Here is a 23,902-nt window from a genome sequence, read left to right on the forward strand (position 1 = left end):
TTCGGCGCTCTCTCTTCCTCGGTCGGCGCCAGCCCTCAGCGGCAACGCTACCGCCGGAGTGAACATTTCTTGCTCGGGCGCTGTGGTGTTGTCATGTAAGGAAGCGATGAGCCAGACACGAGCGGTGGGCCTCGCAACATGGGAGCCCGGTCGGCGGTTGATCGCGCGAGCGCGCCCTGGTCGCCCCGCGGCGAGCTTCTTCCTTGCGTCCCTTGCGCTCGCCGCGTGTGCCGGGGAGGAGTCCATCGCTCCGGCGCCGCTCCCCGCGCCGGTACCGCTGCCAGCGCTCCGCGGCGCGCCGCCGCTGACGACCGCTCGCACCTGGGTGCCGCGCGCCGCGGTGGCCGATCCACCGGACAGGAGCCCCGCTGTCCCGGCGGAGATCGAGCAGATGCTCGCGGAGGGCTACGGCGAGCTCGAGAGCGGGCCGGGGCAGCCGCTCGCCCCGGCAGCGCTCGACGACACCCCTCCACCGCCGCGCGGTAAGCGGCCGACGCTCCTGACGAGGTTCGTCCACCTCGCCGACACCCAGCTCGCGGACGACGAGTCGCCCGCTCGGCTGGCGATCTTCGACTCGCCCGGCGTGTTCGCGTCGGCGTTCCGCCCGCAGGAAGGGCACGAGTGCCGGATCCTCAACGCCGCCGTCCGCACGATCAACGCGCTCCACCGGAGCACGCCGATCGACTTCGTCCTGCTCGGCGGCGACAACGCCGACAGCGCGCAGACGAACGAGATCGCGTGGTTCTCGGCCATCCTCGACGGCGCCGAGCGCGTCGAGTGCGACTCGGGCGCTGACGACGACCCCGTGCCAGGCCCCGACAACGATCCCAAGGATCCGTTCTTCGCAGAGGGGCTGCTCGTGCCCTGGCGATGGGTGACCGGCAACCACGATGTCCTGCACCAGGGGAACTTCCCGGTGCACACGCGCGCCGAGCTCGCGACCGGGAGCTGGTCGGACGGCGGGACGCGCGACTGGTCTCTCCCCGGCGCGCCGGTGATCACGGGCAACGTCGTCCCCGACTCGAGGAGAGCGCTGCTGACCGGCCCCGAGCTGCTCGATCGGGTCGCGGCGACCGGCGACGGGCACGGGATCGGGCCCGACGAGCGCGCGTACGGCAAAGCGTTCTACGAGTTCGACATGAAGGACACCCCCCTTCGCGTCATCGTGCTCGATACGGCCGCCGAGACGGGCGGGCCGAACGGCGTGATCCTTCAGGACGACGTCGATCGGTTCATCCGCCCCGCGCTCGACCGCGCGAAGCGCGAGCGCAGGTGGGTCATCCTCACCTCCCACCACGCGTCGCGCTCGCTCGGGGACGGCTCCTTCGCCGCGACGGGCACCCCCGCCGTGCCCGGCGCGATCGGCGTCGAGGCGTGGCAGTCGCTCGTCGGCGGCTACGACAACGTCCTGCTCCACCTCGCCGGACACACCCACGTGCACCGGGTGACCCGGGTCTCTCCAGCCGGCGGGCACGCGTACTGGGAGCTCGAGACCTCCGCGCTCGCCGACTACCCCCATCAGGTCCGCGTCATCGAGATCTGGGACGAGGACAACGGCCTCGTCGCCATCCGGGGCGCCGCCCTCGACTACGCCGTCGACGACGACCCGATCGCCGCGGAAGGGCGCCGCCGGGCCGTCGTGGACGTCACCTCCGGCTTCGGCGACGACGGCCGCGGAGAGCCCTCGTGGCGCAACGTCGAGCTCTCGATCGCGCGGCCTGACTGACCTCGCCCGCCGCGCGCCGGGGCCGCGCACCGGGGCCGCGCGGCAGCCTCGCGCGGGCGGCCCCAGCCGTCGCTCATCCGCCGTCGCGCAGCGGCACCGTCTCCCTCAGCTCGATCGACAGCGGGGGTCCGCCCCCGCTGCGGATCGCGGCGGCCATCGTGTGCCGCGCCGAGGGCTGGTAGAGCGCGAACTGCCAGGCCGAGCGGTCGTCGCCGAGCCGAGGATCGAACGAGATGCCGATCGCCGGTCCATCGTCCAGGTGGAACGAGAACTGATCGAGCGGGATCGCGAGCCCCATCCCGCGCGCCTTGATGTACGACTCCTTGAGCGTCCAGTACTCGAAGAAGCGCGCGCGCTGCCTCTCCGGCGGCAGCGCGCGCAGCGCCCTCACCTCGCCCGGCGAGAAGAAGCGATCCGCGATGTCCACCGCGCTGCTCGCGCGCTCGGTGTCCTCGACGTCGACGCCCACGTCGCGATCCAGCGCGACCAGGCAGGCGATCAGCCCCCGCGTGTTCGACAGGTTGAACCGGATCGGCGGCACCCCCGGAGGTCCGGCGATCTGCGGGCGGCCAAATTCGTTCCGGACGAACGACCACGCCTCGGGCGCGACGTTCGCGTACTTCGAGAGGACCGTGCGCACGAGGGCGCGCGTGAGCAGGTACTCGTGCCGGTTCTCGGCGAACAGGAAGCGCGCCTGCTGCGCCGCCTCGTCAGGCGCCATCAGCCGGTGGTACGCCTCGAGCAACGCCTCGTCACGAGCCGAGTCGCAGAAGACGTACCAGAGGTGCGCGGCGCCGGGACCGATCGTGAGCATCTACACCCTCGGCGGCGCCGCGCCTGCGGGGCCCGGCAGGATCTCCCGAAGGCAGCTGTCGGCGCTGCGCTCGATGGGCCGCTGGCGCGGATATCCGAACGACACCTCCTCGAAACGAACACCGTCGATCCAGTCGGTGCGGGGGATGTGGAGGTGCCCTGACACGACCACCCGCGCGCGGAACCGCGTGTGCCAGTCGTGCGTGCGCCGCGTCCCGCACCAGATCGAAAAACGCGGGATGTGCTGCAGCCGCACGAGCTCTTCGCGCAGCGGGAAGTGGTTGATGAGCACCGTGGGGCGCCCCTCGATCGCGCCGAGGCGGGCCTCCGTCGCGGCGAGGCGGGCCCGGCACCACGCGGGCCGGCTGGCGTAGGGGGCCGGGTCGAGCAGCTCCTCGTCGCTGCAGAGGACGCCGCTCTCCATGGCCCACGCCACCGCGTCGCGCTCCGGCACGCCGTCCGGCCGGAAGCTGTAGTCGTAGAGCAGGAACATCGGCGCCAGCACGTGCGGTCCGCCCTCGCCCTCCCAGAGCACGTAGGGGTCTTCCGGCGTGAGCACGCCGCGGCTCCGACACAGCTCGACCAGCCGCTCGTACCGGGCCTGGCCGCGCGGACCGCCGCGCTCACTCGGCATCGTATAGAGCTCGTGGTTGCCCGGCGTCCACACGAGCCGCTTGAACCGCGGACCGAGGGTCTCGAGGACGTAGATGAGGTGCTGCTCCGTCTCCCCGAGATCACCCGCGAGGATGAGCCAGTCGCTCGGCCGCGGCGTCATGCGCTCGATGGCCCACCGGTTCTCCGCATACCCGACGTGGAGATCGCTGAGTGCGAAGAGCTTCATCCGAATACCGCGCCGCCGGGGGCCCGACCGGCAAGCCTGCCGCCCCCACCCACACCACGGTCGACGACGGGCGTCCACTGCCGAGCGCCGCCGCCGGGCGCAGCGGCCCCCTGGGCAAGGCGACACCCCTTCCCCATTTTGCGCCCGGTTCCGCGGCTCCTGGCGCGCCGCATTAAACTAGGGCTCCAATCCTTCTGCCATCTGTGCTACGCGCGTGTGAAGTCAGCACCATGCCTCTGCCCCAACGACAAGGTCTTTACGATCCGGCTTTCGAACACGACGCATGCGGTCTCGGATTCGTCGCCACGCTCCGCCGTGAAGCGACGCACGAGGTCGTCTGCCAAGCGCTCGAGATCCTCGAAAATCTAACCCATCGCGGCGCCGCTGGCTGCGACCCCTGCACCGGCGATGGCGCGGGCGTCCTCCTCCAGATCCCGCACGAGCTGTACGCCACGTCCCTGGCCGCCCTTGGCATCGCGCTGCCTGCTCCCGGCGACTACGCCGTCGCGACGGCGTTCTTCTCCCAGCTCCCGTCGCGGCGCCGCCAGTGCGAGGCGATCCTCGAGGCCGCGGTCGTGCACCACGGACAGCGCGTCCTCGGCTGGCGCGACGTCCCCATCGACGACGCGGCGCTCGGCCCGATCGCGCGCGACTCGCGCCCCGCGATCCGCCAGCTGTTCATCGGCAGGGTCGCGCCTCGCCAGTCCTTCGAGCAGGTCCTGTATGCGATCCGCAAGCGCGCCGGCCGCGCCGCCAACGCCGACGACTTCTACATCACGTCGTGCTCGTCGCGGACGGTCGTCTACAAGGGCCTGATGCTCGCGGAGCAGGTCGCGGCGTTCTACCCCGATCTGTCCGACAAGCGCACCGTGTCGCGGCTCGCGATGGTGCACTCGCGCTTCTCCACGAACACCTTCCCCACGTGGGAGCGCGCGCACCCGTACCGGGTCATCGCGCACAACGGCGAGATCAACACCGTGCGCGGCAACACCGCGTGGATGTCGGCGCGCGAGGCGCTGCTGAAGAGCGATGTCTTCGCGAACGCGATCGAGGACTTCAAGCCGATCATCCGCCCGGGCGGCTCCGACTCGTCCGCGCTCGACAACGTTGTCGACTTCCTGCTCGCGAGCGGCCGCTCGCTGCCCCACGTGATGATGATGCTCGTGCCCGAGGCCTGGGCGCTCGACCCGGACATGTCGGCCGAGAAGAAGGCGTTCTACGAGTACCACGGCTGTCTGATCGAGCCGTGGGACGGCCCCGCGGCGCTGTGCTTCACGGACGGACGGCTGATCGGCGCGACGCTCGACCGGAACGGGCTGCGCCCCGCGAAGTACGTCGTGACGAGCGACGGGCTCGTCGTGCTCGCGAGCGAGTTCGGCGTCCTCGACATCGAGCCGGCGCGCGTGATCCAGAAGGGGCGCCTCCAGCCGGGCAAGATGTTCCTCGTCGACACGACCGAGGGTCGCGTCGTCAGCGACGACGAGATCAAGCGCCGCGTCGCGACGCAGAAGCCCTACGCGGCGTGGGTCGCCGAGAACAAGATCGATCTGCGCGCCCTCGAGGACGTGCCGAGCCTCTACACCATCCCGCACGCGGACCTCCGGGGCCTGCAGCAGGCGTTCGGCTACACCGAGGAGGACCTGCGGATGATCCTCGGGCCGATGGCCACCCTCGGCGAGGAGCCGGTGGGCTCGATGGGCATCGACATCCCGCTCGCCGTGCTCTCCGAGAAGCCCCAGCTGCTCTTCCGCTACTTCAAGCAGCTGTTCGCGCAGGTCACGAACCCGCCGATCGACCCGCTCCGCGAGGAGATCGTGATGTCGCTCGTGAGCTGCGTCGGCGGCGAGGGCAACCTCCTCGAGGAGACGCCCCGCCAGTGCCGGATGCTCGAGCTGCCGCACCCGATCCTGACGCAGGACGACCTGTCGAAGCTGCGGAAGAACGTCTTCCCCGACTTCCGCGCGGCCACGCTGCCCATGTACTTCCCGGTCGACGGCGACCCGGAGGACAACCTGCGCGCCGCGCTCGCGAAGCTCTGCAAGGACGCGAGCCGCGCGATCGCCGACGGCGCGAGCATCCTCATCCTCAGCGACCGCGGCATCGACGAGACGCTCGCCCCCATCCCGAGCCTGCTCGCGGTGGGCGCCGTGCACCACCACCTCATCAACGAGGGGGCGCGCACGCGCGCGGGCATCATCGTCGAGACCGGCGAGGCGCGCGAGGTCGGCCACATGGCGCTGCTCATCGGCTACGGCGCCGGCGCGGTGAACCCGTACCTCGCGTTCGAGTCGATCGCGGCGATGTGCCGCGACAAGACGCTCGGCGCCGACCTCTCGCCGACCGCGGCGGGCTCGCGCTACGTGAAGGGGCTCAAGAAGGGCATCCTGAAGATCATGTCGAAGATGGGGATCAGCGCGCTCTCCAGCTACCAGGGCGCGCAGATCTTCGAGGCGATCGGCATCGATCAGCTCGTCATCGACGCGTACTTCACCGGCACGGCGTCGCGCGTCCGCGGCGTCGGGCTGCGCGAGATCGCGGAGGAGGCGCTCGCGCGCCACCACGCGGCGTACGGCGAGCGGGCGCGCGCGCACCTCGACGTCGGCGGCCACCACCACTTCCGCGTGTCCGGCGAGCGGCACCTCTGGACGCCGCAGTCGATCGCGTCGCTCCAGCGGGCGGTCCGCCTCGACGACGCGAAGAGCTACGCCGAGTACGCCTCCGTCATCAACGAGCAGCAGGAGCACCCGATGTCGCTCCGCGGGCTGTGGGACTTCAGGCCCGCGGGCCCGCCGGTGCCGATCGAGGAGGTCGAGCCCGCCGCCTCGATCGTGAAGCGCTTCGCCACGGGCGCCATGTCCTTCGGGAGCATCTCGAAGGAGGCGCACGAGACGCTCGCGATCGCGATGAACCGGATCGGCGCGCGGTCGAACACCGGCGAGGGCGGCGAGGACCCGGCGCGCTTCCTCCGGCTGCCGAACGGCGACTCGAAGCGGAGCGCGGTGAAGCAGGTCGCCTCGGCGCGGTTCGGCGTCACGGCCGAGTACCTCGTGAACGCCGACGAGCTGCAGATCAAGATGGCGCAGGGGGCCAAGCCCGGCGAGGGCGGCCAGCTCCCGGGCCACAAGGTCGACGCGGTGATCGCGAAGGTGCGGCACTCGACGCCCGGCGTGACGCTGATCTCGCCGCCGCCGCACCACGACATCTACTCGATCGAGGATCTCGCGCAGCTCATCTTCGACCTGAAGAACATCAACTCGAAGGCGCGCATCAGCGTGAAGCTCGTCGCCGAGGCGGGCGTCGGCACCATCGCCGCGGGCGTCGTGAAGGCGCACGCCGACGTGGTGCTGATCAGCGGCGACTCGGGCGGCACCGGCGCCTCCCCGCTCACGTCGATCCACCACGCGGGCGTCGCGTGGGAGCTCGGCCTCGCCGAGGCGCACCAGGTGCTCGTGATGAACGGGCTCCGCGGCCGCGCCATCGTGCAGACCGACGGCAAGCTGATGACGGGCCGCGACGTCGCGTTCGCCGCGCTGCTCGGCGCCGAGGAGTTCGGCTTCTCCACGGCGCCGCTCGTCGCGACCGGCTGCATCATGATGCGCAAGTGCCACCTCAACACCTGCCCGGTCGGCATCGCCACGCAGGACCCCGAGCTTCGCAAGAAGTTCACGGGCGCGCCGGAGCACGTCATCAACTTCTTCTTCTACGTGGCCGAGGAGCTCCGGCAGATCATGGCGCGCCTGGGCTTCCGCACGCTGACCGAGATGGTCGGGCGCTCCGACTGCATCGTGCAGCGGAGCGCCGGGCTCCACCCGAAGGCGAGGAAGATCGACTGCTCCGAGGTGCTGTACCGCCCGAAGGAGGCGCTCACGAGCCCGACCCACTGCGTGGAGCTGCAGGACCACAAGCTCGACCGGGTGCTCGACCTCAAGCTCATCGAGAAGGCGCGCGCGACGATCGACGGCGGGGCTCCCGTCGTCATCGAGACCCGCGTCAAGAACTCGGATCGGACGCTCGGCGCGATGCTGAGCGGCGAGATCGCGCGCCGCCACGGCAGCGCCGGGCTCCCCGAGGACAGCATCGTGGTCAGGTGCGCCGGCAGCGCCGGCCAGAGCTTCGGCGCCTTCGCCTCGCGGGGCATGACCCTCGAGCTCGAAGGCGACGCGAACGACTACGTCGGCAAGGGCCTCTCGGGCGGCGTGGTCGCGGTGCGGCCGCCGCGCGAGGCGCCGTTCCGGCCGGACGATCAGGTCATCGTGGGCAACGTCGTGCTGTACGGCGCGACGAACGGCCGCGCGTTCTTCAACGGCCGCGCCGGCGAGCGCTTCGCGGTCAGGAACAGCGGGGCCACCACCGTCGTCGAGGGCGTGGGCGACCACGGCTGCGAGTACATGACGGGCGGCACCGTGATCATCCTCGGCACCACCGGCCGCAACTTCGGGGCCGGCATGAGCGGCGGGCTCGCCTACGTCTTCGACGAGGACGCGCTCTTCGAGGCGCGCTGCAACAAGGAGATGGTGCAGCTCGAGACGATGACCGCGGCCGACGCCGAGTCGGTGCGGGCGCTGCTCGAGGAGCACGTGCGGCGCACGGGCAGCCGGAAGGCGATCGAGCTGCTCGATTCCTGGCAGGCCGTCCTGTCGAAGTTCGTGAAGGTCGTCCCGAGCGAGTACCGCCGCGCCCTGGAGGCCGCGGCGTCGCCCGCGACGAACGGAGCGGACGGGTCCGACAGGCTCGTGTCTCTCCTTTCTCCTTCAACCCCCTATGTTTCCACTGGACGTTACATCCCCGCCAACGCGGGTCCCCTGAGCACGGGAGAGAGGTCGGCCGCCCATGGGTAAGGTACGAGGCTTCCTCGAGATCCAGCGGGTCGACATCAAGAAGCGGCCCGTCTCCGAGCGTTTGAACGACTGGCAGGAGTTCGAGCTCCCGGTCCCCGACGCCGAGCTGCGCGATCAGGCAGCGCGGTGCATGGACTGCGGCATCCCGTTCTGTCACGACGGATGCCCGCTCGGGAACCTGATCCCCGACTGGAACGATCACATGTTCCGCGATCGCCTCCCCGAGGCGATCGCGTCGCTCGACGCGACGAACAACTTCCCCGAGTTCACGGGGCGCGTGTGCCCCGCGCCTTGCGAGGCGGGGTGCGTGCTGAACATCGAGGGCAAGCCGGTCACCATCAAGAACGTCGAGCGCGCGATCGCTGATCGCGCGTTCGACCGGAACCTGGTGGCGCCGGTCATCGCGAAGCAGCGCACGGGCAAGAAGGTCGCGGTGATCGGCTCGGGGCCCGCCGGGCTCGCTGCTGCCCAGCAGCTCGCGCGCAAGGGCCACGACGTGACGCTCTTCGAGCGCGACGACCGCATCGGCGGCCTGCTCCGGTACGGCATCCCCGACTTCAAGATGGAGAAGCACCTCATCGACCGGCGCATGGAGCAGATGCAGGCCGAGGGGGTGACCTTCCGCACGGGCGTCCACTGCGGCGTCGACATCACCGGCGACGCCCTGCGCGAGCAGTACGACGCCGTCGTGCTGTGCGGCGGGGCGCGCCGGCCGCGCGACCTGCCGGTGCCCGGCCGGGAGCTGAAGGGCGTCCATTTCGCGATGGATTTCCTGACCCAGCAGAACAAGCGGGTCGCCGGCGATGTGATCCCCGACAGCGAGGCGATCTTCGCCACGGACAAGCGGGTGGTCGTCATCGGCGGCGGCGACACCGGCTCCGACTGCGTGGGCACGAGCCACCGCCACCGCGCGGCGCACGTGACGCAGCTCGAGCTCCTCCCCCGCCCCCCCGAGCAGCGCTCCCTGACGAACCCGTGGCCTGCGTGGCCGCTCATCCTCCGCACGTCCTCCTCGCACGAGGAGGGCGGCGAGCGCGACTGGTCGGTGTCGACCACCGCGTTCCTCGGAGACGAGCACGGGCACCTCCGCGCGCTCCAGGCGGCGCGGGTGAAGCTGGAAGGTGGGAAGTTCGTGCCGGTCCCCGGGAGCGAGTTCGAGATCCCGTGCGAGCTCGTCCTGCTCGCGATGGGCTTCGTCGGCTCCGAGCGCGAGGGGCTGCTCGATCAGCTCGGCGTCGAGATGGACCAGCGCGGCAACGTGAAGGCCCACGGCGGGCGCACCAGCGTGGAGGGCGTCTTCGCCGCCGGCGACATGTCGCGCGGACAGAGCCTCGTCGTCTGGGCCATCGCCGAGGGGCGCAAGGCCGCGGACGCGGTCGACGCGTACCTGATGCAGCCGGCGAAGCGCCGGCTGGCGCTCGCGGCGGGCTAGAGCGCGATCGTGCGAGCGCTGGTCTGGGACGGAACGGCCGCGCGCGTCATCGACCGCGACCCCCCCTCGACCACGGCCGGCATGGCCGTGGTCGAGGTGCGGTGCGCCGGGATCTGCAACACGGATCTCGAGATCATCCAAGGTTACATGGGCTTCCGCGGCACGCTCGGCCACGAGTTCGTCGGCGACGTCGTGGAGGGCCCGGCCGCCTGGCTTGGCCGCCGCGTGGTGGGCGAGATCAACTTCGCGTGCGGCCGCTGCGAGAGCTGCGCGCGCGGGCTGGGCAGGCACTGCCCGACGCGCACCGTCATGGGCATCGTCGGCGCCGACGGCGCGCTGGCGGAGCGCGTCGCTGTGCCCGTGGCGAACCTCCACGCCGTGGCCGACGGGGTCGACGACGAAGAGGCGGTGTTCGCGGAGCCGCTCGCGGCGGCGTTCGCGATCCTGGAGCAGGTGCGTGTGTCGCCGGGCGCGTCGGCGCTCGTGTTCGGCGACGGCAAGCTCGGCCTGCTCATCGCGCAGGTGCTCCACCAGGCTGGCGCCCGCGTCCTCGCGGTCGGCAAACACGAGGAGAAGCTTGCCCTGCTGCGCGCGCAGGGCATCGCGACAGAGCTCGTTCGCCCGGAGCCCTCGGGCCAGGCCGACGCCGGTGCCTCGCCGCCTCTGGGCGCCTGGGCCGGAGATCCGGCCGAGCTGGTGGTCGAGGCCACCGGCACCGCCGAGGGGTTCGTGAGGGCCGTCCGCGCGACCCGGCCCAGGGGCACGCTCGTGCTCAAGAGCACGGTGGCCGGGCTCTCCAGCGTCCACCTCGCCGAGCTCGTCATCAACGAGATCTCCGTCGTCGGCTCGCGCTGCGGGCTGTTCGGGCCAGCGCTGCGCGCCCTCGAGGCCCGGACCGTCGATGTCCGCTCCCTCGTGTCGGCGCGGCTCCCGCTGGAGCGCGCCGCAGAGGCGCTGGCGGCCGCCGCGGCGCCCGGCGCTCTCAAGGTGCTCGTCACCCGCTGAGCTCGGCGCGCTGGCTGTCAGCTCGTCCGGGTGGCCTGCGGCCAGCGCGGTATGTTCGCCAGGCGCATTGCGTGAGAATTTCTCGCGGCTGGCCGGAATAGATCCTCCTAGGGGGCCGCGGGCCGCGCCCCCGATCAGGAGCTGCGATGAGCGCGAAGGACAGCCCACACCACGACGACCGCCGAGAGGACGCGCACAACGAGGCCCGGCGGGCCAGGGAGATCTGGGAGCAGCAGCGGCTACGGGAGCTCGACCTCGTCGGCATCGAAGAGGATGCATCGACGTTTTGCCTTCATTGTCGCCGTGAGCTGCTGGGGCAGCTCGCACGGGCCCAGGCGCGCGGCTCGGTGCTGTTCGAGCTCGTCAGGCGCGAAGGGCTGAGCCCTCTTCCCCTCCACGACCCTCGGTCTGCGGCCGAGGGCGGTCACACGCCGGGGTACCGGCGCGACCTCCGGGAAACCGCAATGCACAAGCGCCGCGCCCTGTGGATCCCCCTCGCGTGCCTCGCGCTCGGCGCGCTGGTGCTCTGGGTGGCATTCGTCCTCCTGAGGCGCTGAGGGCGAGGGGCCGCTCGCGTCCGGATGGGATTCGGACAGGGAAGCGGTTGTCGGAAGAGGGGCGCAGACTCGTGCGTTATGGGCTCACCTGCGCCGTTCGGCGCTCCTAGCGGCGGAACAGGCCGGACATGAACCGCGATGGCGGCGGGAGCTGCCGCGGACGCCACGCCGACGCGGCCACGATGGACACGCCGTTGCGCATGAGCAGGAGCGCGGGCTCGTCGCCCCGGACGTCGAACCCCTGGTTCAGGCGGAGCGCTCCGCGGACCAGCGACTCGTGCGGCGAGACGCGGAGCGGCTCGAAGCCGTTCATGCGGAGGCGGCGCTGCCAGGCGCCCCGGCGCTCGTGCCGCTCGACCCGCGCGGCCCCCTCGCCCACCACCACGTTCATCACCTCCTGCCCGAAGAAGACCTGCTCGATGGTCTCCCGCGCGGCGATGTGCGGCGGGAGCAGCGCCTCGAGCGCCTGGAATACCGCGTAGTAATGGCCGATCGCCTCCGACAGCCGCGGGAGGAACTGGTGCGCGTTGTGCTCCACATCCGGCTCGACGAGCGTCAGCACGCGCGGCGACAGCGCCCGGATCCTCGTGAGGATGGTGTCGCGGTTCGCGGTGGCGTGCACCGAGGCATCCGGCACGTGGTGCAATGCGAACGCCGCATTGACCGCAATGGGCGCCGTGGAGCGGGACGCGATACGGCTCCAGTCGACGCGCTCCACCGAGGACGCGACGCCGTGGAACTCGAAGGGGACCTTCAGGCGCTCCGCCCACCCCCCGATGAACGCGCCCGCCCAGCGCAGCCGCTGCTCGGGATCGGGGCCCCGGCACGGCAGGTCGATACCGGTCAGCCGGACCCGCGGCGGGCCGCCGGGCCGCGTCGCCAGCCGGTGTAGCAGGAATGGCCACTGCGTACCGCCGCCAACGCCGATGTCGATGACATGGATCTCCCCTTCGTCCTGGAACGCCTCGACGATGGCCGCGTTCGCGCTGAGGTAGCCGAACCGGATGAGCGGCGTCGCGTGCACGAGCAGCTGAAACGCCGCGAGCATGTCCCGCGGCCCGGCGCTGCGCAGGTACAGATTCCCGTCGCCGGAGCGATCTCCGTCCAGGCGGGCGAGCAGCGCCCGGCCAAACACGCCAGAAATGCGCTCGGACGCGTCCCCCGTATCGGGCTCGGCCCGCAGGATGCCCTCGATTAGGGCCCTCGCGCGCTCGCTGTCCCCCGCGTCGATCGCCTCGCCCGCCGCCAGGAGGCGGCTCAGGAACGGGCGGCGACGCGAGTGGGTCTGGCGGGTCCCGGAGCTCGGCTGCTGCCCTGGGCTGGACGCGGTCGAGCTGGTGGGCCCCTCGATGTGCGCTCGTAGGCTAAGAGGCGCCTCTTCGGCCGATACGTGTCTACGGATCGCGTTCATGGTGTCCAGGGCTGTTCAACCAGGCAGCCCGCCGTCCTGGCTGGGCTCTCCGCGGGCAGCCGATTTCAGGCGAGAACGCATGACGTCGGCCACCTCGCAGGAGCCAGGGGTTTCAATGTTTGCAGATGTCGCTGAGGGAGAGCCCGACGGCGAGCAAGGGGCAGGCGCTCGGCGGCCGCGCGCCCGCGGCAAGGCCGCGAAGCGCGGCGCCCGCCCGTGACGCGACGGGGCCTGAGCTCGCAAGGAGACCCGACAGACAACTCTCTGTACATCGATGAAGCCGCCCGTCCGGTCAAGTCCAAGATCGTCATTGTGCGTCGCGCCCCCGTCCTCGTGTTCCGCGCGCCGTCCGAGCGTGTCTTGTGGCGACAGACGTAGGCACTCGTAGGCGTCCCGCGAGGCGCGCGTGATCGCGTCGCAGGCGGGAGCCCCGCCGGCCCCGGCGCGCGCGGATCGCGAGGAGCGCTGCGTCGATGACGCAGGCCGCGCGCGACGCGCAGGCCACGGCGCACTTCACCGGTGGTCTCTTCAGGGCGCATCGTGGGCTCCGACCTGGCGAGCACGCGCCGGACTCGTTGAGTTGACCGTGGTCGTGACAGCACCTCGCTGGGGACGGGGCTTACACACCACATTACAACCCGCATAATCAGCTCTGTAAAGTCCCTATACATGGGCGTTCGGTCGATCGAGACCACGTTGCGTCGCCGGATGGAGGCAACCCTGCGACGATCGGGCGCTTCTTCGCCGGAGAAACAGCGCCGCGAAGGCCTTCAGGCCTTCGGAAGGAGCAGAGCGTTTGGTGGAGGTGATGTATGGAACGACCGCCCCCTCGGGCTCAGCAGCCTACGCCGGGAGTGAATTCGTCATCGCGACGCAGCCGGAAGACGAGCGCTCTCCAGCGACGCGGCGGCACCATTGACGCACTCGTGCACCTGTGCATGCGACGGCGGGCGCCAGCGGTTCAGTCGTTGTCGGACAGGTCGCTTCCCTCGGCGAAGTGGGAGCGATCGACGCCATTCTTCTCGAGCCAGCGTCGAATTCGATTCCTGTGCACTCCGAGCCTGGTGGCCGCGCGAGACACATTGCCTCGCTCGAGGCGAAGCGCCTCGGCGATCTCATCTTCGGGCGGCGCCTGTCCTGCGCGCGCCGGTCGAGCTTCGCTCGCCGCCGGCCGGGCCTGCGGCTCCATCGACTCCGGGCTCAGCCCGACGCCGGCGAGCGGATCCAGATCCTTGGCCTCGACCGTGCGCCGCCCCTCGTCGAGCGCGCGCGTCACGGCGCGCCGCGCCTCGCCGACGAACTCGCGCAGATTCCCCGGCCATCGGCGCATCGCGCACGCGATGATCATCGAATGGTGAATCGCCGGCGGCGCGCTTTGAGCGGCCGCGCCGACCGCCTTTGCGCATTGCGCGAGCAGCCACGGGATCTCCTCGGTCCTCTCGCGGAGGGGCGGCAGCCGGACCTCGGGCCGGCCGATACGGTAGTAGAGATCATCCCGGAAGCGGCCCTGGGCGACGCGGGCGCGGAGGTCGTGTGTCGCCGCGCAGATCCGGATCTGCACCGGGCGAGGCGCGACCGCGCCGAGCTCGAGGACCTGCCGGGTGTCGATCGTCCGCAGCAGCTTCGCCTGGACGGCCGCGTCGAGCTCCGCCACCTCGTCGAGGAAGAGCGTGCCTCCGTGGGCGGCCTGCACATAGCCGTCGGTGTCGTGCGTCGCGCCGGAGTAAGCGCCGCGCCTGGCGCCGAAGAGGAGCCGCTCCGCCAGGCCCTCCGGGATGGCCGCGCAGTTGACAGCGACGAATGGGCCGCGCGCCTGCGGCCCCGCCTCGTGGTAGGCGCGCGCCGCGAGCTCTTTGCCCGTGCCGCTTTCGCCCGTCACGAGGAGGCTGTCTCCCCCGGCCGCGGCGCGGATGATCGTGTCGTAAATCAGCTGAAGCCTCGGCCCGAGGACGCTCTCCTTTTCGAGGCGTACGCCCCCGCGCGCGAAGCTCCGGATGTCGCTGAGCGCGAGGAACACCGACGTCCCCGCGCCGATGACCTGGATCGCGTCCCTCCGCACCTCGCCGCGGATCGGCTCGCCGTTGACCGACGTCCCGTTCGTGCTGCCGAGGTCCTCCACGGTCCAGGAGCCGCCGTCGTACGCGATGCGGGCGTGTCGCCGCGACATGAGCGAGTCGTCCATGAGCGGCACGCCGCCGACGCCTCCGCGACCCACCACCACGGAGCCACGATCCAGCGGGATGGGAGCGCAGCGCGGCTGATCCCCCGAGAAGATCAGCACGATGCCGGGGACAGGCTCGGCGACCGAGGGCTCCGGTGCAACCGAGACGCGGACGGTGGAGTGGTCCATCGGGCACAATCTTACCCGTTGAAGAACCTGGCCGGCCAGTGGCCGGCCATCCCAACGGCATGCGAAGGCTCTCTGGGCAGAACTCCCAGCAAATCCAGGTCGCCCCGTTCGCCAGGTTCGGCACAAGTTGTGCTTGTTCCCTCGGCATGGTGGCCTCTGCAAGAGCTCGCATCCATCGGGACCGGGGGTCTGCCCTCGAGGTGAACATGGGATCCGGCCGCAACATCGAGGAGGCGAGCCGCCGCTCGTCCCGGCGTCTGCACACATCCCGCACCCTGCCGAGCCTCCCCACCCACCCCGGTCTCCAGAGCATCAGCGGCCTCCGCGGCGCTCTCGAGTTCCTGGAGTGGCCGGCGTCCGAGTGGACGCCCAAGGACCTCCAGGACTGGTTCGTGGACCACCTCGTGACCCCGGGCCTGATGAAGCGCCCCCAGATCGTGCGCGAGCCCGGCGCGACGCCCGTCATGCTCGATCCCCGGGCCGACGGCGGCAGCAACCTCGAGGAGCTCATCCACAAGGCCCGCGGGCGCGTCATCACGGCCCTCCGGGGGCTGATCGCGCCCGTCGCCGACGATCGGTTCCTGAACGCGGCGATCTACGGGGGCAGGGTCCGCCGGGCGGCGGTCGGCGGCCGTCCCGTCTGGGTCGCCTCGCCGCGCGAGATCGACTTCCTCGGCGACATTGTGCTCAGTTTGCTCGCCGCCGACATCCTGCTCGACCGGGAGTTCTATCGCGCACACCTGTGCATCTGCGAGGTGTGCGGAAGGGTGTCATTCAAGGAGACCGCGGACGCGCGAGGCGTATGCAGCGAGCATCGCAGCAGTGTGTCCGGGTTCACGCCGCGGGTGCGCTGAGCGCCTGCGGCGGAGTCGTGACGCCAGAGACGATAAAGGCCGGCTGAAGAGCCGGCCTTCGTCATTGCTCTCGCCACGGATCCGGTCCGCCCGCCGCATCGCGAAGGGCCGGCGCGGACGGCGCCGCGTCAGTTCGCGTCGAACGAGACCCAGGCGCCCGTCGCCCAGGTGTCATCGGCCTTGAAGGCGCCGATGTAGCTCGCCTCCGGGTCGAAGAAGCCGTCATCCGGCGGGGTCGCCGCGTTCTCGGTGAGCGTGGCCTCAGGCCGGAAGTCGGGCGTGGCGGCGAAGCAGTCGGCGAGCCCGGGATCTTCGGTGCTGTTGGTCGCCTCGCCCTCGAACCACGCGACCTCGTCCGTGCCAGCGTCGTCGTCGTCGTCGAGCTTCGACTCGGTCGTCGCCTCGGTATCGGTCTCTTCGTAGGCGATGTTCGCCTCGATGTTGCCGAAGAAGATCGAGCTCGCGAGCTCGACCTCGGTGAGCTCGTTGCGGAGATCCACCCCCGCCTCGAAGCCGGTCACGATGGTGTTGAAGATGTGGGCCTTCGTCGAGCGGCGGAGCAGCATGCCGTACTGCTGCTTGTCGACCTCCTTGTTCTTGCCGCACAGGGTCGCGTTGTAGATCGTCGGCTCGCTGAGGGGCGTGTTGGCCGACGAGTCGGCGTCGTTGTCGCCCTCGAAGCCGTTCGTCTCGTCGGCGACGGACGGGTCCTGCTGGAGCGCGAGGAACTGGAGCTTGCCTGTGTAGCCGAGGTCGAAGTCGAAGCCGTCGTCGCCGTTCCGCGCGCAGATGAGGTGCTTCGCGTTGACGGTGCCGCCGAAGAACTCGAAGCAATCGTCGAGCGTGTGGTGCACCATCACGTGATCGACGGTCGTCCCGGAGCCCACGCCGGCGAAGGTGAGGCCGTTGACCTCGTTGTCCTGGGAGAGGAGGATCCCGCTGTACTCGATGCGCACGTACTCGAGGACACCGCTGCTGTCCGCGGGCTTGTCGCCGCCGTACTCCGTGCCTTCGCCGGTGATGCCCTCGACGCTGGCCTTGCCGCCTTCGACGTTGACGGGCGCCTCGCCGAGCAGGATGACGCCGCCCCAGTCGCCGGCGGCGCGATCGCCCTCCTCGCCCTGGCTCGTGAACACGATGGGCTTGCTCGCCGTGCCCTTGGCGTTGATCTTGGCGCCGGGCTTCACGACGAGCGTGGCGAGGCTCACCTTCTCGCCCATGATCTTCGTTCCGGGCTCGATGGTCAGCGTCGCGCCGCGCTCGACAAAGATGATTCCCTTCATGAGGTAGCACTTGTCGGCGGTCCACTTGGTGCTGGCGGTGATCGCCTCGCTGACCTCCACCGGGGAGGAGCAATCGGCGCTGACGTCGCCACCACCGCCGCCGTCACCACCGCCGCCCTCGCCGCCACCGCCACCGTCACCGCCGCTGGCGGAGCTGCTCGCGGACGAGGTGCTGGTCGAGGTCGGAGAGATCGCGTCGTCATCGCCGCACGCGGCGAACGCCGCGACGGAGAGCGCCGAGGCGCAGACCAAGCCCAATTTGAATGTACGCAATTTATTCTACCTCCTCCCCCAACATGGCGCATGTAGGAAAACTCGTGACGAGCGGCGCGTGACGATTCAATGGCAGGTGCTCAGTAGGTGAACGCCGCGCTCAACGTCACAGTCGTCCCGACGCTGTACTGGCTGGCGATCTTGTCCTCATCACCGTCGCTCCCCCTGGTGACGCGGACGGGCGCATCGATGAGGTTCTCGCCGGCCAGCTTCACCTCGACGTGCTCGCCGAGGCGCTGGGCCACGGTCAGGTCGATCTGGTGCCGCGGCTGCTCGTACTCGTCCGCCAGCCCGTTGCGACCCACCCGCTTGAGCCGGGCGCCGAACACGTTGTAGAGGAGCCGGGCGCTCGTGCCGGTCGACTCTCTGGCGTAATCGAGCCCCAGGTTCACGACGAAGGGAGACTGGCCCTGGAGCGGGTGCGTCGGGGTGCTCTCGATGGTGACCCCTCCCTCGGTGTTCTCGGGATCGATCGTCACCTCCGACTGCACGAACGTGAGGTTTCCGAGCGCCGTGACCTCTTTCAGGAGCGGGGTGATGAAGCCCAGGTCCTTCCTGAGCTCGAGCTCGACCCCGGCGACATAACCGGCTTCTCCGTTCACGTAGCTGAGCCTGCCCCTGCCGCTGTTCGGGACGACGATCTCCTCGATCGGATCCTGGAAGTGCTTGTAAAAGACGCTGACCGCGGCCACCTCGCCGGCCGTCGGGAAGACCTCGAAGCGGAGATCGGCGTTCACGACGCTCGTCCGCCCGAGGTCCGGATTGCCTTTCGCCTCCATCCCGCTGTATCCCTCCTGATACAACGTCGGGCTGAGCTCGCGGAGCTGGGGTCGGGCCAGCGTCCTGGATACGCCGAGCCTCACATTCGAGATCGAGCTCGCCTTGAAGATGACGTTGGCCGCAGGCAAGATGTCGATTTTGTCGCTCTCCTCCTTGATCTCCGGGCTCGCCGGGGAGTACCTGTCGAACGCCCTCAGCGACAGCGTGGAGGCCTCGATCCGGGCGCCGATCACCGCGCGGAGCCATCGTGTGATGGCGGCGTCGGTCATCACGTAGCCTGCATAGAGATCGCTCTTCGCCGTGTAGGAGTCGGTCTCGCGCGTGATCTCCTCCAGCTCGAGCGCCGTGCCGATGTTCTCGTCCGAGAACAGCTGGCCCGGCTCCTGGCGGAAGGTCGTCGGGTCCGAGCCCGGGCGCTGCTTGAACCGGAACCGGCGCGCGTTGAACTCGCGCTCTCGAAGGTTGAACAGACCGCCCAGCTTCAGCCGAGTCGGAGCGTCCCCACGGGCGAGAGGCTGGGTATAGGAGAGCTGCCCACCGTAGTTCGTATCGGTCATGTCGCTGAAGAAGTGGGCGCCGCTCAGCGTGCCCTCGTCCCACGCGTAGGCTCCGCTCGTGTCGTCCCTGATGTAGACGGTCTCCCTCGTATCGGGCTCGTCCGAGGACGCGTGGGAGATGGACGCCTTCCAGTCGAGGGTGCCGCCGTCCAGCGCTCCGAGGCGGTGCTCTCCCTGGAGCTGACCCAAGGAGAGGGCGCGGGAGATGAACCGCTGCTGGGTGTCGCGAAACGCGCTGCTGCCGTCTGTAGGGTTCCCCCTGATCTCGCTGGCCAGATCCTCCGACGAGCGGCTGTGGAGTCCGGTGATCGTCACCTTGTGGTTTTGATCCGGGTTGTAGGTGACGCTGGCGAAGGTGCCCCAGGACACCTGATCACGGATGCTTCCGGTGCTGGTGTCGCCGTTGGGTGCGGGCTCGCCGCCCAGAGGATCGGGATCGAAGGTTCTGGTGCGCTCTTCAGCGCGCGGAGCGAATTTTCGACCATAGGTCAGGGTGGCGATGTAACCGAGGCGCTGCTCGCCGCCGAGCTTCAGGGTGTCGCCGACGACCACGCTGCCGCTCCCGTTCGGCGGGGTGAACGACCGCGTCGTCACCATCGATGAGTTGATCGCCCGCCCATAGGCCGTCATCTCGTCCCTCGTGATGGTGCCGCCGCCGGGCTTGGGGCCGAGCCGCACCACCTTGTAGTCGGGGATCTCGCCGGGGAGCGCGCGCGCGCCGCCGTCGATCCCGAGCCAGTCGGTGCCCGATCCGGCGTAGGTCAGGCGATCACGGAACGTCGCCTGGCTGTTCAACCCGAGCGACAGCGACGCCTGGAAGAGGAACTTCGTCGGGAGCTCGCGTGTGTTGATCTGGACCGAGCCGCCCGCGAAGTCGCCGGGGAGATCGGGCGTGAACGTCTTCACGACGGTGATGTCGCTGAGGACCAGCGACGGAAAGAGGTCGAGCGGGACGGCCTGCCGGTCGGGCTCGGGGCTCGGCAGCGGGGCGCCGTTCAGGAGCGCGTTCGTGTAGCGCTCGCCCAGGCCGCGGACGTAGACGTACCTGTTGTCGACAACGGTGGCGCCGACGATGCGCTTCGCGGCCTCGGCGGCGTTGCGATCGGGGGTCTTCGCGATCTCCTTCGCGCCGATGGCGTCGCCCACGTGGGCCGCGTTCTTCCGGATGAGCAGCTGCGCGGCGACGCTCGCCCGCTCCGGCTCGAACTCGACCTCGATGACCTCCTCTGTCTGCTGATCGGGATCGAGGCCGACATCGACCTGGACCACCTGCCCGGCGGTCACACGTACGTCCTGCACGCGCTGCGGCTTGTGCGCCTCGTACCAGACCCGCAGCTGATGGGTGCCCGGCGGGAGCTCCAGCCGATACCGCCCGTCGAGGTCCGCGATCGCCTTGAGCTTCGTCCCCACGACGGACACCTGGGCGTCGAGCAAGGGCTCTTTCGTGGCGGTGTCCGTGACGACGCCCCACACAACGCCTCTCCCCGCGGGCGGCGGGCGCGACGGGCTCGGCTCGTCGAGCCCCGCGACGTCCTCCGCCGCAGGACCGCCGGCCTGAGGCGCCGCGCCGTCTGGCTGCGGCGCAGCGGCTCCGGGGTCGCCCTGCGCGAGGGCCGTGGCCCCCCAGCAAAGCGGTGTCACCAGCGCTGCGACTACCCCCGAGATCCTTCTGCGACTCATGCACCTGTCCCTTCGCGCGCTCCGAGCCCGGGCGCGACACTCGATTCGATGGCCGGGCGCACGCGCGCCCGTCTGATGAGGAGAGCGGAGGGCCACCTCGCGCCCTCTCCCGTGCACCCCGCCGCGCTCGCGCGCTCGAGCGACGCGGCGGCGGCTCCCGCGCGCCTCGACTTCACCTCATCGAGTCATCGAGCCTCTGCCCTGGCTCAGCGCGCGGGCTTCTCCGTCAGGACGGCGATCGTCTTGGCCCCGCCCATGCGCGCGGCGTCCATGGCCTCCACGGCGACCGCGTAGACGGCCTCGTCATCCGCGTCGAAGTAAAGAACGTTGTCCGAGCGCGCCGCGAAGATGCGCGCGAGCCGCTCCTTCAGCTCGCCGCGCTGCACCTCGGCCTGGTTGATGCGGAGGACGCCGCGCTGATCCACCGTGAGCACCACGGGCTTGTCGGCGTCGACGGGAGGCGGCGCGAGCTTCGCGGTGTCGTCCTTCTTGGGCAGATTCAGCCAGAGCTGCTTGGCGAGCAGCGGGGCCACGACCATGAAGATGATGAGGAGCACGAGCACCACGTCGACGAGCGGCGTCACGTTCATGCTCGGCGCGACGCCGCCCTTCTTGCCTCCGCCCTGCGAAACGCTCATCCCCACGGCGCTATCCCTCCTCCGGCTCCGCGGACGCCCCGCCGCCCCGCTGGCTCACCTGCAGCGAGATCCCGGCGAACCCGACCTCCTGGCACAGCGCGAAGGCCTCCCGGACGCGGCCGTACCGCACCGAGGAGTCGCCCTTGATGACCACACGGCGCTCCGGCTCGGCTGCGCGGATGGCCCGCAGCCGCTCGCCGAGCGCGCCGAGGTCGGCGACAGCCTCCTTCTCGAGGAACACGGTGCCTGCGCCTGTGATCGTCACGTAGATCGGATCGAGCTTCGATTTCGACCTCGGATCCGGCTGAAACACCGCCGGGAGCTCGACCCGCTCGCCGTGCTCCATCTGGGGCGCGATCACCATGAAGATGATGAGGAGCACGAGCACCACGTCGACGAGCGGCGTGACGTTGATCTCCGGCTCAGGCGGCGGCTGCCGACCCGAGCGACCGCTCTCCGCTCGAACGCCCATGTTCGTTCTCCATCTCGTCGATGAGCTCACCCGCGCTGCGCTCGAGCGCGAGCTCCACAGCGGCGATACGGGTGGTGAGGTAGTTGAAGCAAAGCACCGCCGGGATGGCGACCGCGAGCCCGAGCGCGGTGACGATGAGCGCCTCGGAGATGCCGGCGCTCACGGCGCCGAGGCCGCCCGAGCCGGTGGAGGCGATGGTCTGAAAGGCCGTGATGATGCCGATGACGGTGCCGAGCAGCCCGACGAACGGGGCCACCGAGCCGACCGTCGCGAGCACCGAGAGGCCGCGGCGCAGGTCGGCGGAGATCGCCTCCCGGCGCCGCGACACCTCGCGGCGCGCGAGCTCCACCGGCGGCACGCCGCCGTCGCCGGCCTCGACGGCTCGCTGGAAGCGGCGCACGGCCGCTCCGACGAGCCGGGCGAGCGCGGAGCGGCCGTGCTCGTCGGCGATCGAGACGAGCCGCGCGGTGTCCCAGGCCTCCATCACGGGGCGCGCCTCCCGCGCGAAGCGCCGGGTCTCCGACGCCTGACGCGCGAGCGCGATGAGCCGCTCCACAACGACGGCGACGCTCGCCAGCGCCATGAGCACGAGGGCGAACGCGACGAGCTTGCTCAAAAGCCCCATGGTCGCCCAGATGTGCCCGAGATCAAACTGCATCATGGTTACAACCTCCTTCGTTCCTCACGCGAGAGGCCGCGTCCGCGGCCGCGCGCTCGACGTCATCTCTTCGCCTTGAACGGGATCCGGACCGTCTTGAAGGTCGACACCGGCCTCCCCTCGTGGATCGCCGGCCGGTAGCGCCACGTCTTCACCGTCGCGAGCACCACGTCGTTGAACAGCGGATGGCCGCGGACGATGGTCACGTTCGTGACCTCGCCGGTCTCGGTCACGACGAACCTGACGACCACGGTGGCCTCTATCCCCGCGCTCCGCGCCGCCTCGGGGATGGGAGGGAGTGAATTGGAGAGCGCGACAGGCGGCGTGGCGTTCTCGGGGAGGTGAATCGGCCCTTTCGGCTGCGGAGGCGGCGGCGGCGGCGGCGGCGCGGGCGCAGCCACGGCGGCCGTCCCCGTGCCACCGGGGACCCCGCCGGGCACGCCGCCCGGTACGCCTCCTGGCTCTCCGTAGGTGTCGTCGTCGCTCGCCTTGGCCTGGCTCGGGTCCGCCTCCGCCGGCGCCTCGCTGGGCACCGCGGTCGGCGCGACGAGCGCCGGGCGCCTGGGCGCCGCGGGGCGAGGCGCCGGAGCCTCCGCCGCCGGCGGCGGGGGCGCGGGCGCCGGGGCCACGGGGGGCGCCTCGGGGATCTGGGTGGCCAGCTTGACCTCGACGACCTCCTCCTCGGGCGGAGGAGGCGCGATCGCGCCGCTCAGGCGGGCAGCGGCGAGCGCGATGGCCGCGAACAGCAGGAGCCCTGCCGCAACCCCGATCGCGAGGCGCTTCGCCCGCTCAGGATCGGCCTCCCCTGCATTCCACGTTTCAAGATACATCGAGGCTCCCGGCACACGCCGGCGACAACACAAGAGCTCCGCCGGACCTCATGAGAGGTACCGGCAGGCTCCAGCGATGTCGCCCAGCATGTGAATCACCGTCTGCACGGTACACTGGCTGCCGTTGCAGCCCGGTGACGGTGTGGCAACGATTGTCGTGCTCGCCCGGCAGGGCGCTCAGGCGCTGCGGCTCTCGGGGACGTCGGGCGAAGCGGCGAATCGATAGCCGATGCCGCGGACGGTCTGGATATAATCGCCAGCGCGGCGCAGCTTGTCGCGAAGCCGCTTGACGTGGGTGTCCACGGTCCTCGTCGTGATGCTCACGTCGATGCCCCAGACGCCGTCGAGGAGCGCGGTGCGCGTCTGCACGCGCTCGCGCGCCTCGTACAGCGCGACGAGGAGCTTGAACTCGAGGAGCGTCAGCTCGACCTCCTCGCGCTCGACCCACACGCGGTGAGCGCCCTCGTCGATCCGCAAGCACCCGAACTCGATGCTCCGCTCCCCCTCTCCGGAGGACTTCGCGCGGCGGAGCACGGCTTGCACGCGCAGCACGAGCTCCCGCACGCTGAACGGTTTGACGACATAGTCGACGGCGCCGAGCTCGAAGCCGACGATGCGGTCGACCTCGTCCCCGCGTGCCGACACGATCATCACGGGGATCCGCTGGGTGCCATCGCTCTGCTGGAGAGCACGGCACACCTCGGTCCCCGGGATGTCGGGCAGCATGAGATCCAGCAAGACGAGATCGGGCCGCTGGTCCGTGGCCAGCCGGACCCCCTCACCGCCCTGCCCCGCGAGGAGCACCTCATGCCCGGCTTGCCTGAGGTTGTAATCGAGCACCTTCTGGAGCGCCGGCTCGTCCTCGATGACTAAAATCCGCGCCATGGTGAAGAGCGCGTGTACC

General features: G+C 70.4%; 17 protein-coding genes. 6 read left to right on the forward strand and 11 right to left on the reverse strand.

The window, feature by feature from the left end; genetic code table 11:
- The first annotated feature begins 106 nt into the window (after positions 1–106).
- Positions 107–1,726 (forward strand): metallophosphoesterase, encoded by a 1,620-nt coding sequence (locus WMF45_RS28455; protein ID WP_437707758.1) that lies wholly within the window; start codon positions 107–109, stop codon positions 1,724–1,726.
- A 73-nt stretch (positions 1,727–1,799) separates the two neighbouring features.
- Here WMF45_RS28455 and WMF45_RS28460 read toward each other — a convergent pair whose 3' ends face one another.
- Both WMF45_RS28460 and WMF45_RS28465 read right to left on the reverse strand, forming a co-directional pair.
- Positions 1,800–2,540 carry a 4'-phosphopantetheinyl transferase family protein gene (locus WMF45_RS28460; RefSeq protein ID WP_012237689.1) on the reverse strand — a complete coding sequence of 247 codons (741 nt, stop codon included), beginning with the start codon at positions 2,538–2,540 and terminating at the stop codon, positions 1,800–1,802.
- Positions 2,541–3,380 carry a metallophosphoesterase family protein gene (locus WMF45_RS28465; protein ID WP_437707760.1) on the reverse strand — a complete coding sequence of 280 codons (840 nt, stop codon included), beginning with the start codon at positions 3,378–3,380 and terminating at the stop codon, positions 2,541–2,543. It lies immediately after the preceding gene.
- A 230-nt stretch (positions 3,381–3,610) separates the two neighbouring features.
- Here WMF45_RS28465 and gltB point away from each other — a divergent pair, with 230 nt between their 5' ends.
- The 4 genes from gltB to WMF45_RS28485 all read left to right on the forward strand — a co-directional run bounded on the left by gltB (position 3,611) and on the right by WMF45_RS28485 (position 11,212).
- Positions 3,611–8,218, forward strand: coding sequence for a glutamate synthase large subunit (gene gltB, locus WMF45_RS28470; protein WP_437707762.1), 4,608 nt, complete (start codon positions 3,611–3,613; stop codon positions 8,216–8,218).
- Positions 8,211–9,650, forward strand: a complete 1,440-nt coding sequence (locus WMF45_RS28475) for a glutamate synthase subunit beta (protein WP_437707764.1) — start codon at positions 8,211–8,213, stop codon at positions 9,648–9,650. Before gltB ends, WMF45_RS28475 begins: the two co-directional genes overlap by 8 nt.
- A 9-nt stretch (positions 9,651–9,659) precedes the next feature.
- On the forward strand, positions 9,660–10,655 hold the full coding sequence (locus WMF45_RS28480) for an MDR/zinc-dependent alcohol dehydrogenase-like family protein (protein WP_437707765.1): 996 nt from the start codon (positions 9,660–9,662) through the stop codon (positions 10,653–10,655).
- 146 nt (positions 10,656–10,801) lie between these two features.
- Entirely contained in the window at positions 10,802–11,212 is a 411-nt protein-coding gene (locus WMF45_RS28485; RefSeq protein WP_437707767.1) for a hypothetical protein, read from the forward strand.
- 106 nt (positions 11,213–11,318) lie between these two features.
- On the opposite strand, the gene WMF45_RS28490 is transcribed toward WMF45_RS28485, so the two are convergent.
- Positions 11,319–12,623 (reverse strand): GRAS family protein, encoded by a 1,305-nt coding sequence (locus WMF45_RS28490; RefSeq protein ID WP_437707769.1) that lies wholly within the window; start codon positions 12,621–12,623, stop codon positions 11,319–11,321.
- Between the two features lie 961 nt (positions 12,624–13,584).
- Entirely contained in the window at positions 13,585–14,973 is a 1,389-nt protein-coding gene (locus WMF45_RS28495; protein WP_437707771.1) for a sigma 54-interacting transcriptional regulator, read from the reverse strand.
- 206 nt (positions 14,974–15,179) lie between these two features.
- On the opposite strand from WMF45_RS28495, the gene WMF45_RS28500 reads away from it, so the two are divergent.
- The gene (locus WMF45_RS28500) at positions 15,180–15,827 is read left to right on the forward strand and encodes a hypothetical protein (RefSeq protein WP_437707773.1); all 648 of its coding nucleotides are present in this window, start codon (positions 15,180–15,182) and stop codon (positions 15,825–15,827) included.
- A 128-nt stretch (positions 15,828–15,955) separates the two neighbouring features.
- Here WMF45_RS28500 and WMF45_RS28505 read toward each other — a convergent pair whose 3' ends face one another.
- The 7 genes from WMF45_RS28505 to WMF45_RS28535 form a co-directional block, all read right to left on the reverse strand.
- Positions 15,956–17,362 (reverse strand): hypothetical protein, encoded by a 1,407-nt coding sequence (locus WMF45_RS28505; protein ID WP_437707775.1) that lies wholly within the window; start codon positions 17,360–17,362, stop codon positions 15,956–15,958.
- A gap of 101 nt (positions 17,363–17,463) precedes the next feature.
- Complete coding sequence (locus WMF45_RS28510; protein ID WP_437707777.1) at positions 17,464–20,400, reverse strand: carboxypeptidase regulatory-like domain-containing protein; 2,937 nt, start codon at positions 20,398–20,400, stop codon at positions 17,464–17,466.
- Positions 20,401–20,606: 206 nt separating this feature from the next.
- Positions 20,607–21,044, reverse strand: a complete 438-nt coding sequence (locus WMF45_RS28515) for an ExbD/TolR family protein (RefSeq protein ID WP_437707779.1) — start codon at positions 21,042–21,044, stop codon at positions 20,607–20,609.
- Positions 21,045–21,048: 4 nt separating this feature from the next.
- Positions 21,049–21,510 carry an ExbD/TolR family protein gene (locus WMF45_RS28520; protein ID WP_437707780.1) on the reverse strand — a complete coding sequence of 154 codons (462 nt, stop codon included), beginning with the start codon at positions 21,508–21,510 and terminating at the stop codon, positions 21,049–21,051.
- Positions 21,461–22,171, reverse strand: a complete 711-nt coding sequence (locus WMF45_RS28525) for a MotA/TolQ/ExbB proton channel family protein (protein WP_437707782.1) — start codon at positions 22,169–22,171, stop codon at positions 21,461–21,463. Before WMF45_RS28525 ends, WMF45_RS28520 begins: the two co-directional genes overlap by 50 nt.
- Positions 22,172–22,230: 59 nt before the next feature.
- The gene (locus WMF45_RS28530; RefSeq protein ID WP_437707783.1) at positions 22,231–22,998 is read right to left on the reverse strand and encodes an energy transducer TonB; all 768 of its coding nucleotides are present in this window, start codon (positions 22,996–22,998) and stop codon (positions 22,231–22,233) included.
- Positions 22,999–23,175: 177 nt separating this feature from the next.
- Entirely contained in the window at positions 23,176–23,883 is a 708-nt protein-coding gene (locus tag WMF45_RS28535) for a response regulator (RefSeq protein ID WP_437707785.1), read from the reverse strand.
- Positions 23,884–23,902: the final 19 nt, after the last annotated feature.

Origin of the sequence: Sorangium sp. So ce448, from assembly GCF_051520915.1 — a bacterium.
Classification (GTDB): Bacteria; Myxococcota_A; Polyangia; order Polyangiales; family Polyangiaceae; genus Sorangium; species Sorangium cellulosum_B.

Excerpts from the sequence above, each read along its gene's own strand:
- gltB (WP_437707762.1), top strand. The coding sequence starts at position 3,611 with ATGCCTCTGCCCCAACGACAAGGTCTTTACGATCCGGCTTTCGAACAC.
- WMF45_RS28490 (WP_437707769.1), bottom strand. The coding sequence starts at position 12,623 with ATGAACGCGATCCGTAGACACGTATCGGCCGAAGAGGCGCCTCTTAGC.
- WMF45_RS28500 (WP_437707773.1), top strand. The coding sequence starts at position 15,180 with ATGGGATCCGGCCGCAACATCGAGGAGGCGAGCCGCCGCTCGTCCCGG.
- WMF45_RS28485 (WP_437707767.1), top strand. The coding sequence starts at position 10,802 with ATGAGCGCGAAGGACAGCCCACACCACGACGACCGCCGAGAGGACGCG.
- WMF45_RS28520 (WP_437707780.1), bottom strand. The coding sequence starts at position 21,510 with ATGGGCGTTCGAGCGGAGAGCGGTCGCTCGGGTCGGCAGCCGCCGCCT.
- WMF45_RS28475 (WP_437707764.1), top strand. The coding sequence starts at position 8,211 with ATGGGTAAGGTACGAGGCTTCCTCGAGATCCAGCGGGTCGACATCAAG.
- WMF45_RS28530 (WP_437707783.1), bottom strand. The coding sequence starts at position 22,998 with ATGTATCTTGAAACGTGGAATGCAGGGGAGGCCGATCCTGAGCGGGCG.
- WMF45_RS28455 (WP_437707758.1), top strand. The coding sequence starts at position 107 with ATGAGCCAGACACGAGCGGTGGGCCTCGCAACATGGGAGCCCGGTCGG.
- WMF45_RS28525 (WP_437707782.1), bottom strand. The coding sequence starts at position 22,171 with ATGATGCAGTTTGATCTCGGGCACATCTGGGCGACCATGGGGCTTTTG.
- WMF45_RS28460 (WP_012237689.1), bottom strand. The coding sequence starts at position 2,540 with ATGCTCACGATCGGTCCCGGCGCCGCGCACCTCTGGTACGTCTTCTGC.
- WMF45_RS28465 (WP_437707760.1), bottom strand. The coding sequence starts at position 3,380 with ATGAAGCTCTTCGCACTCAGCGATCTCCACGTCGGGTATGCGGAGAAC.
- WMF45_RS28510 (WP_437707777.1), bottom strand. The coding sequence starts at position 20,400 with ATGAGTCGCAGAAGGATCTCGGGGGTAGTCGCAGCGCTGGTGACACCG.
- WMF45_RS28495 (WP_437707771.1), bottom strand. The coding sequence starts at position 14,973 with ATGGACCACTCCACCGTCCGCGTCTCGGTTGCACCGGAGCCCTCGGTC.
- WMF45_RS28535 (WP_437707785.1), bottom strand. The coding sequence starts at position 23,883 with ATGGCGCGGATTTTAGTCATCGAGGACGAGCCGGCGCTCCAGAAGGTG.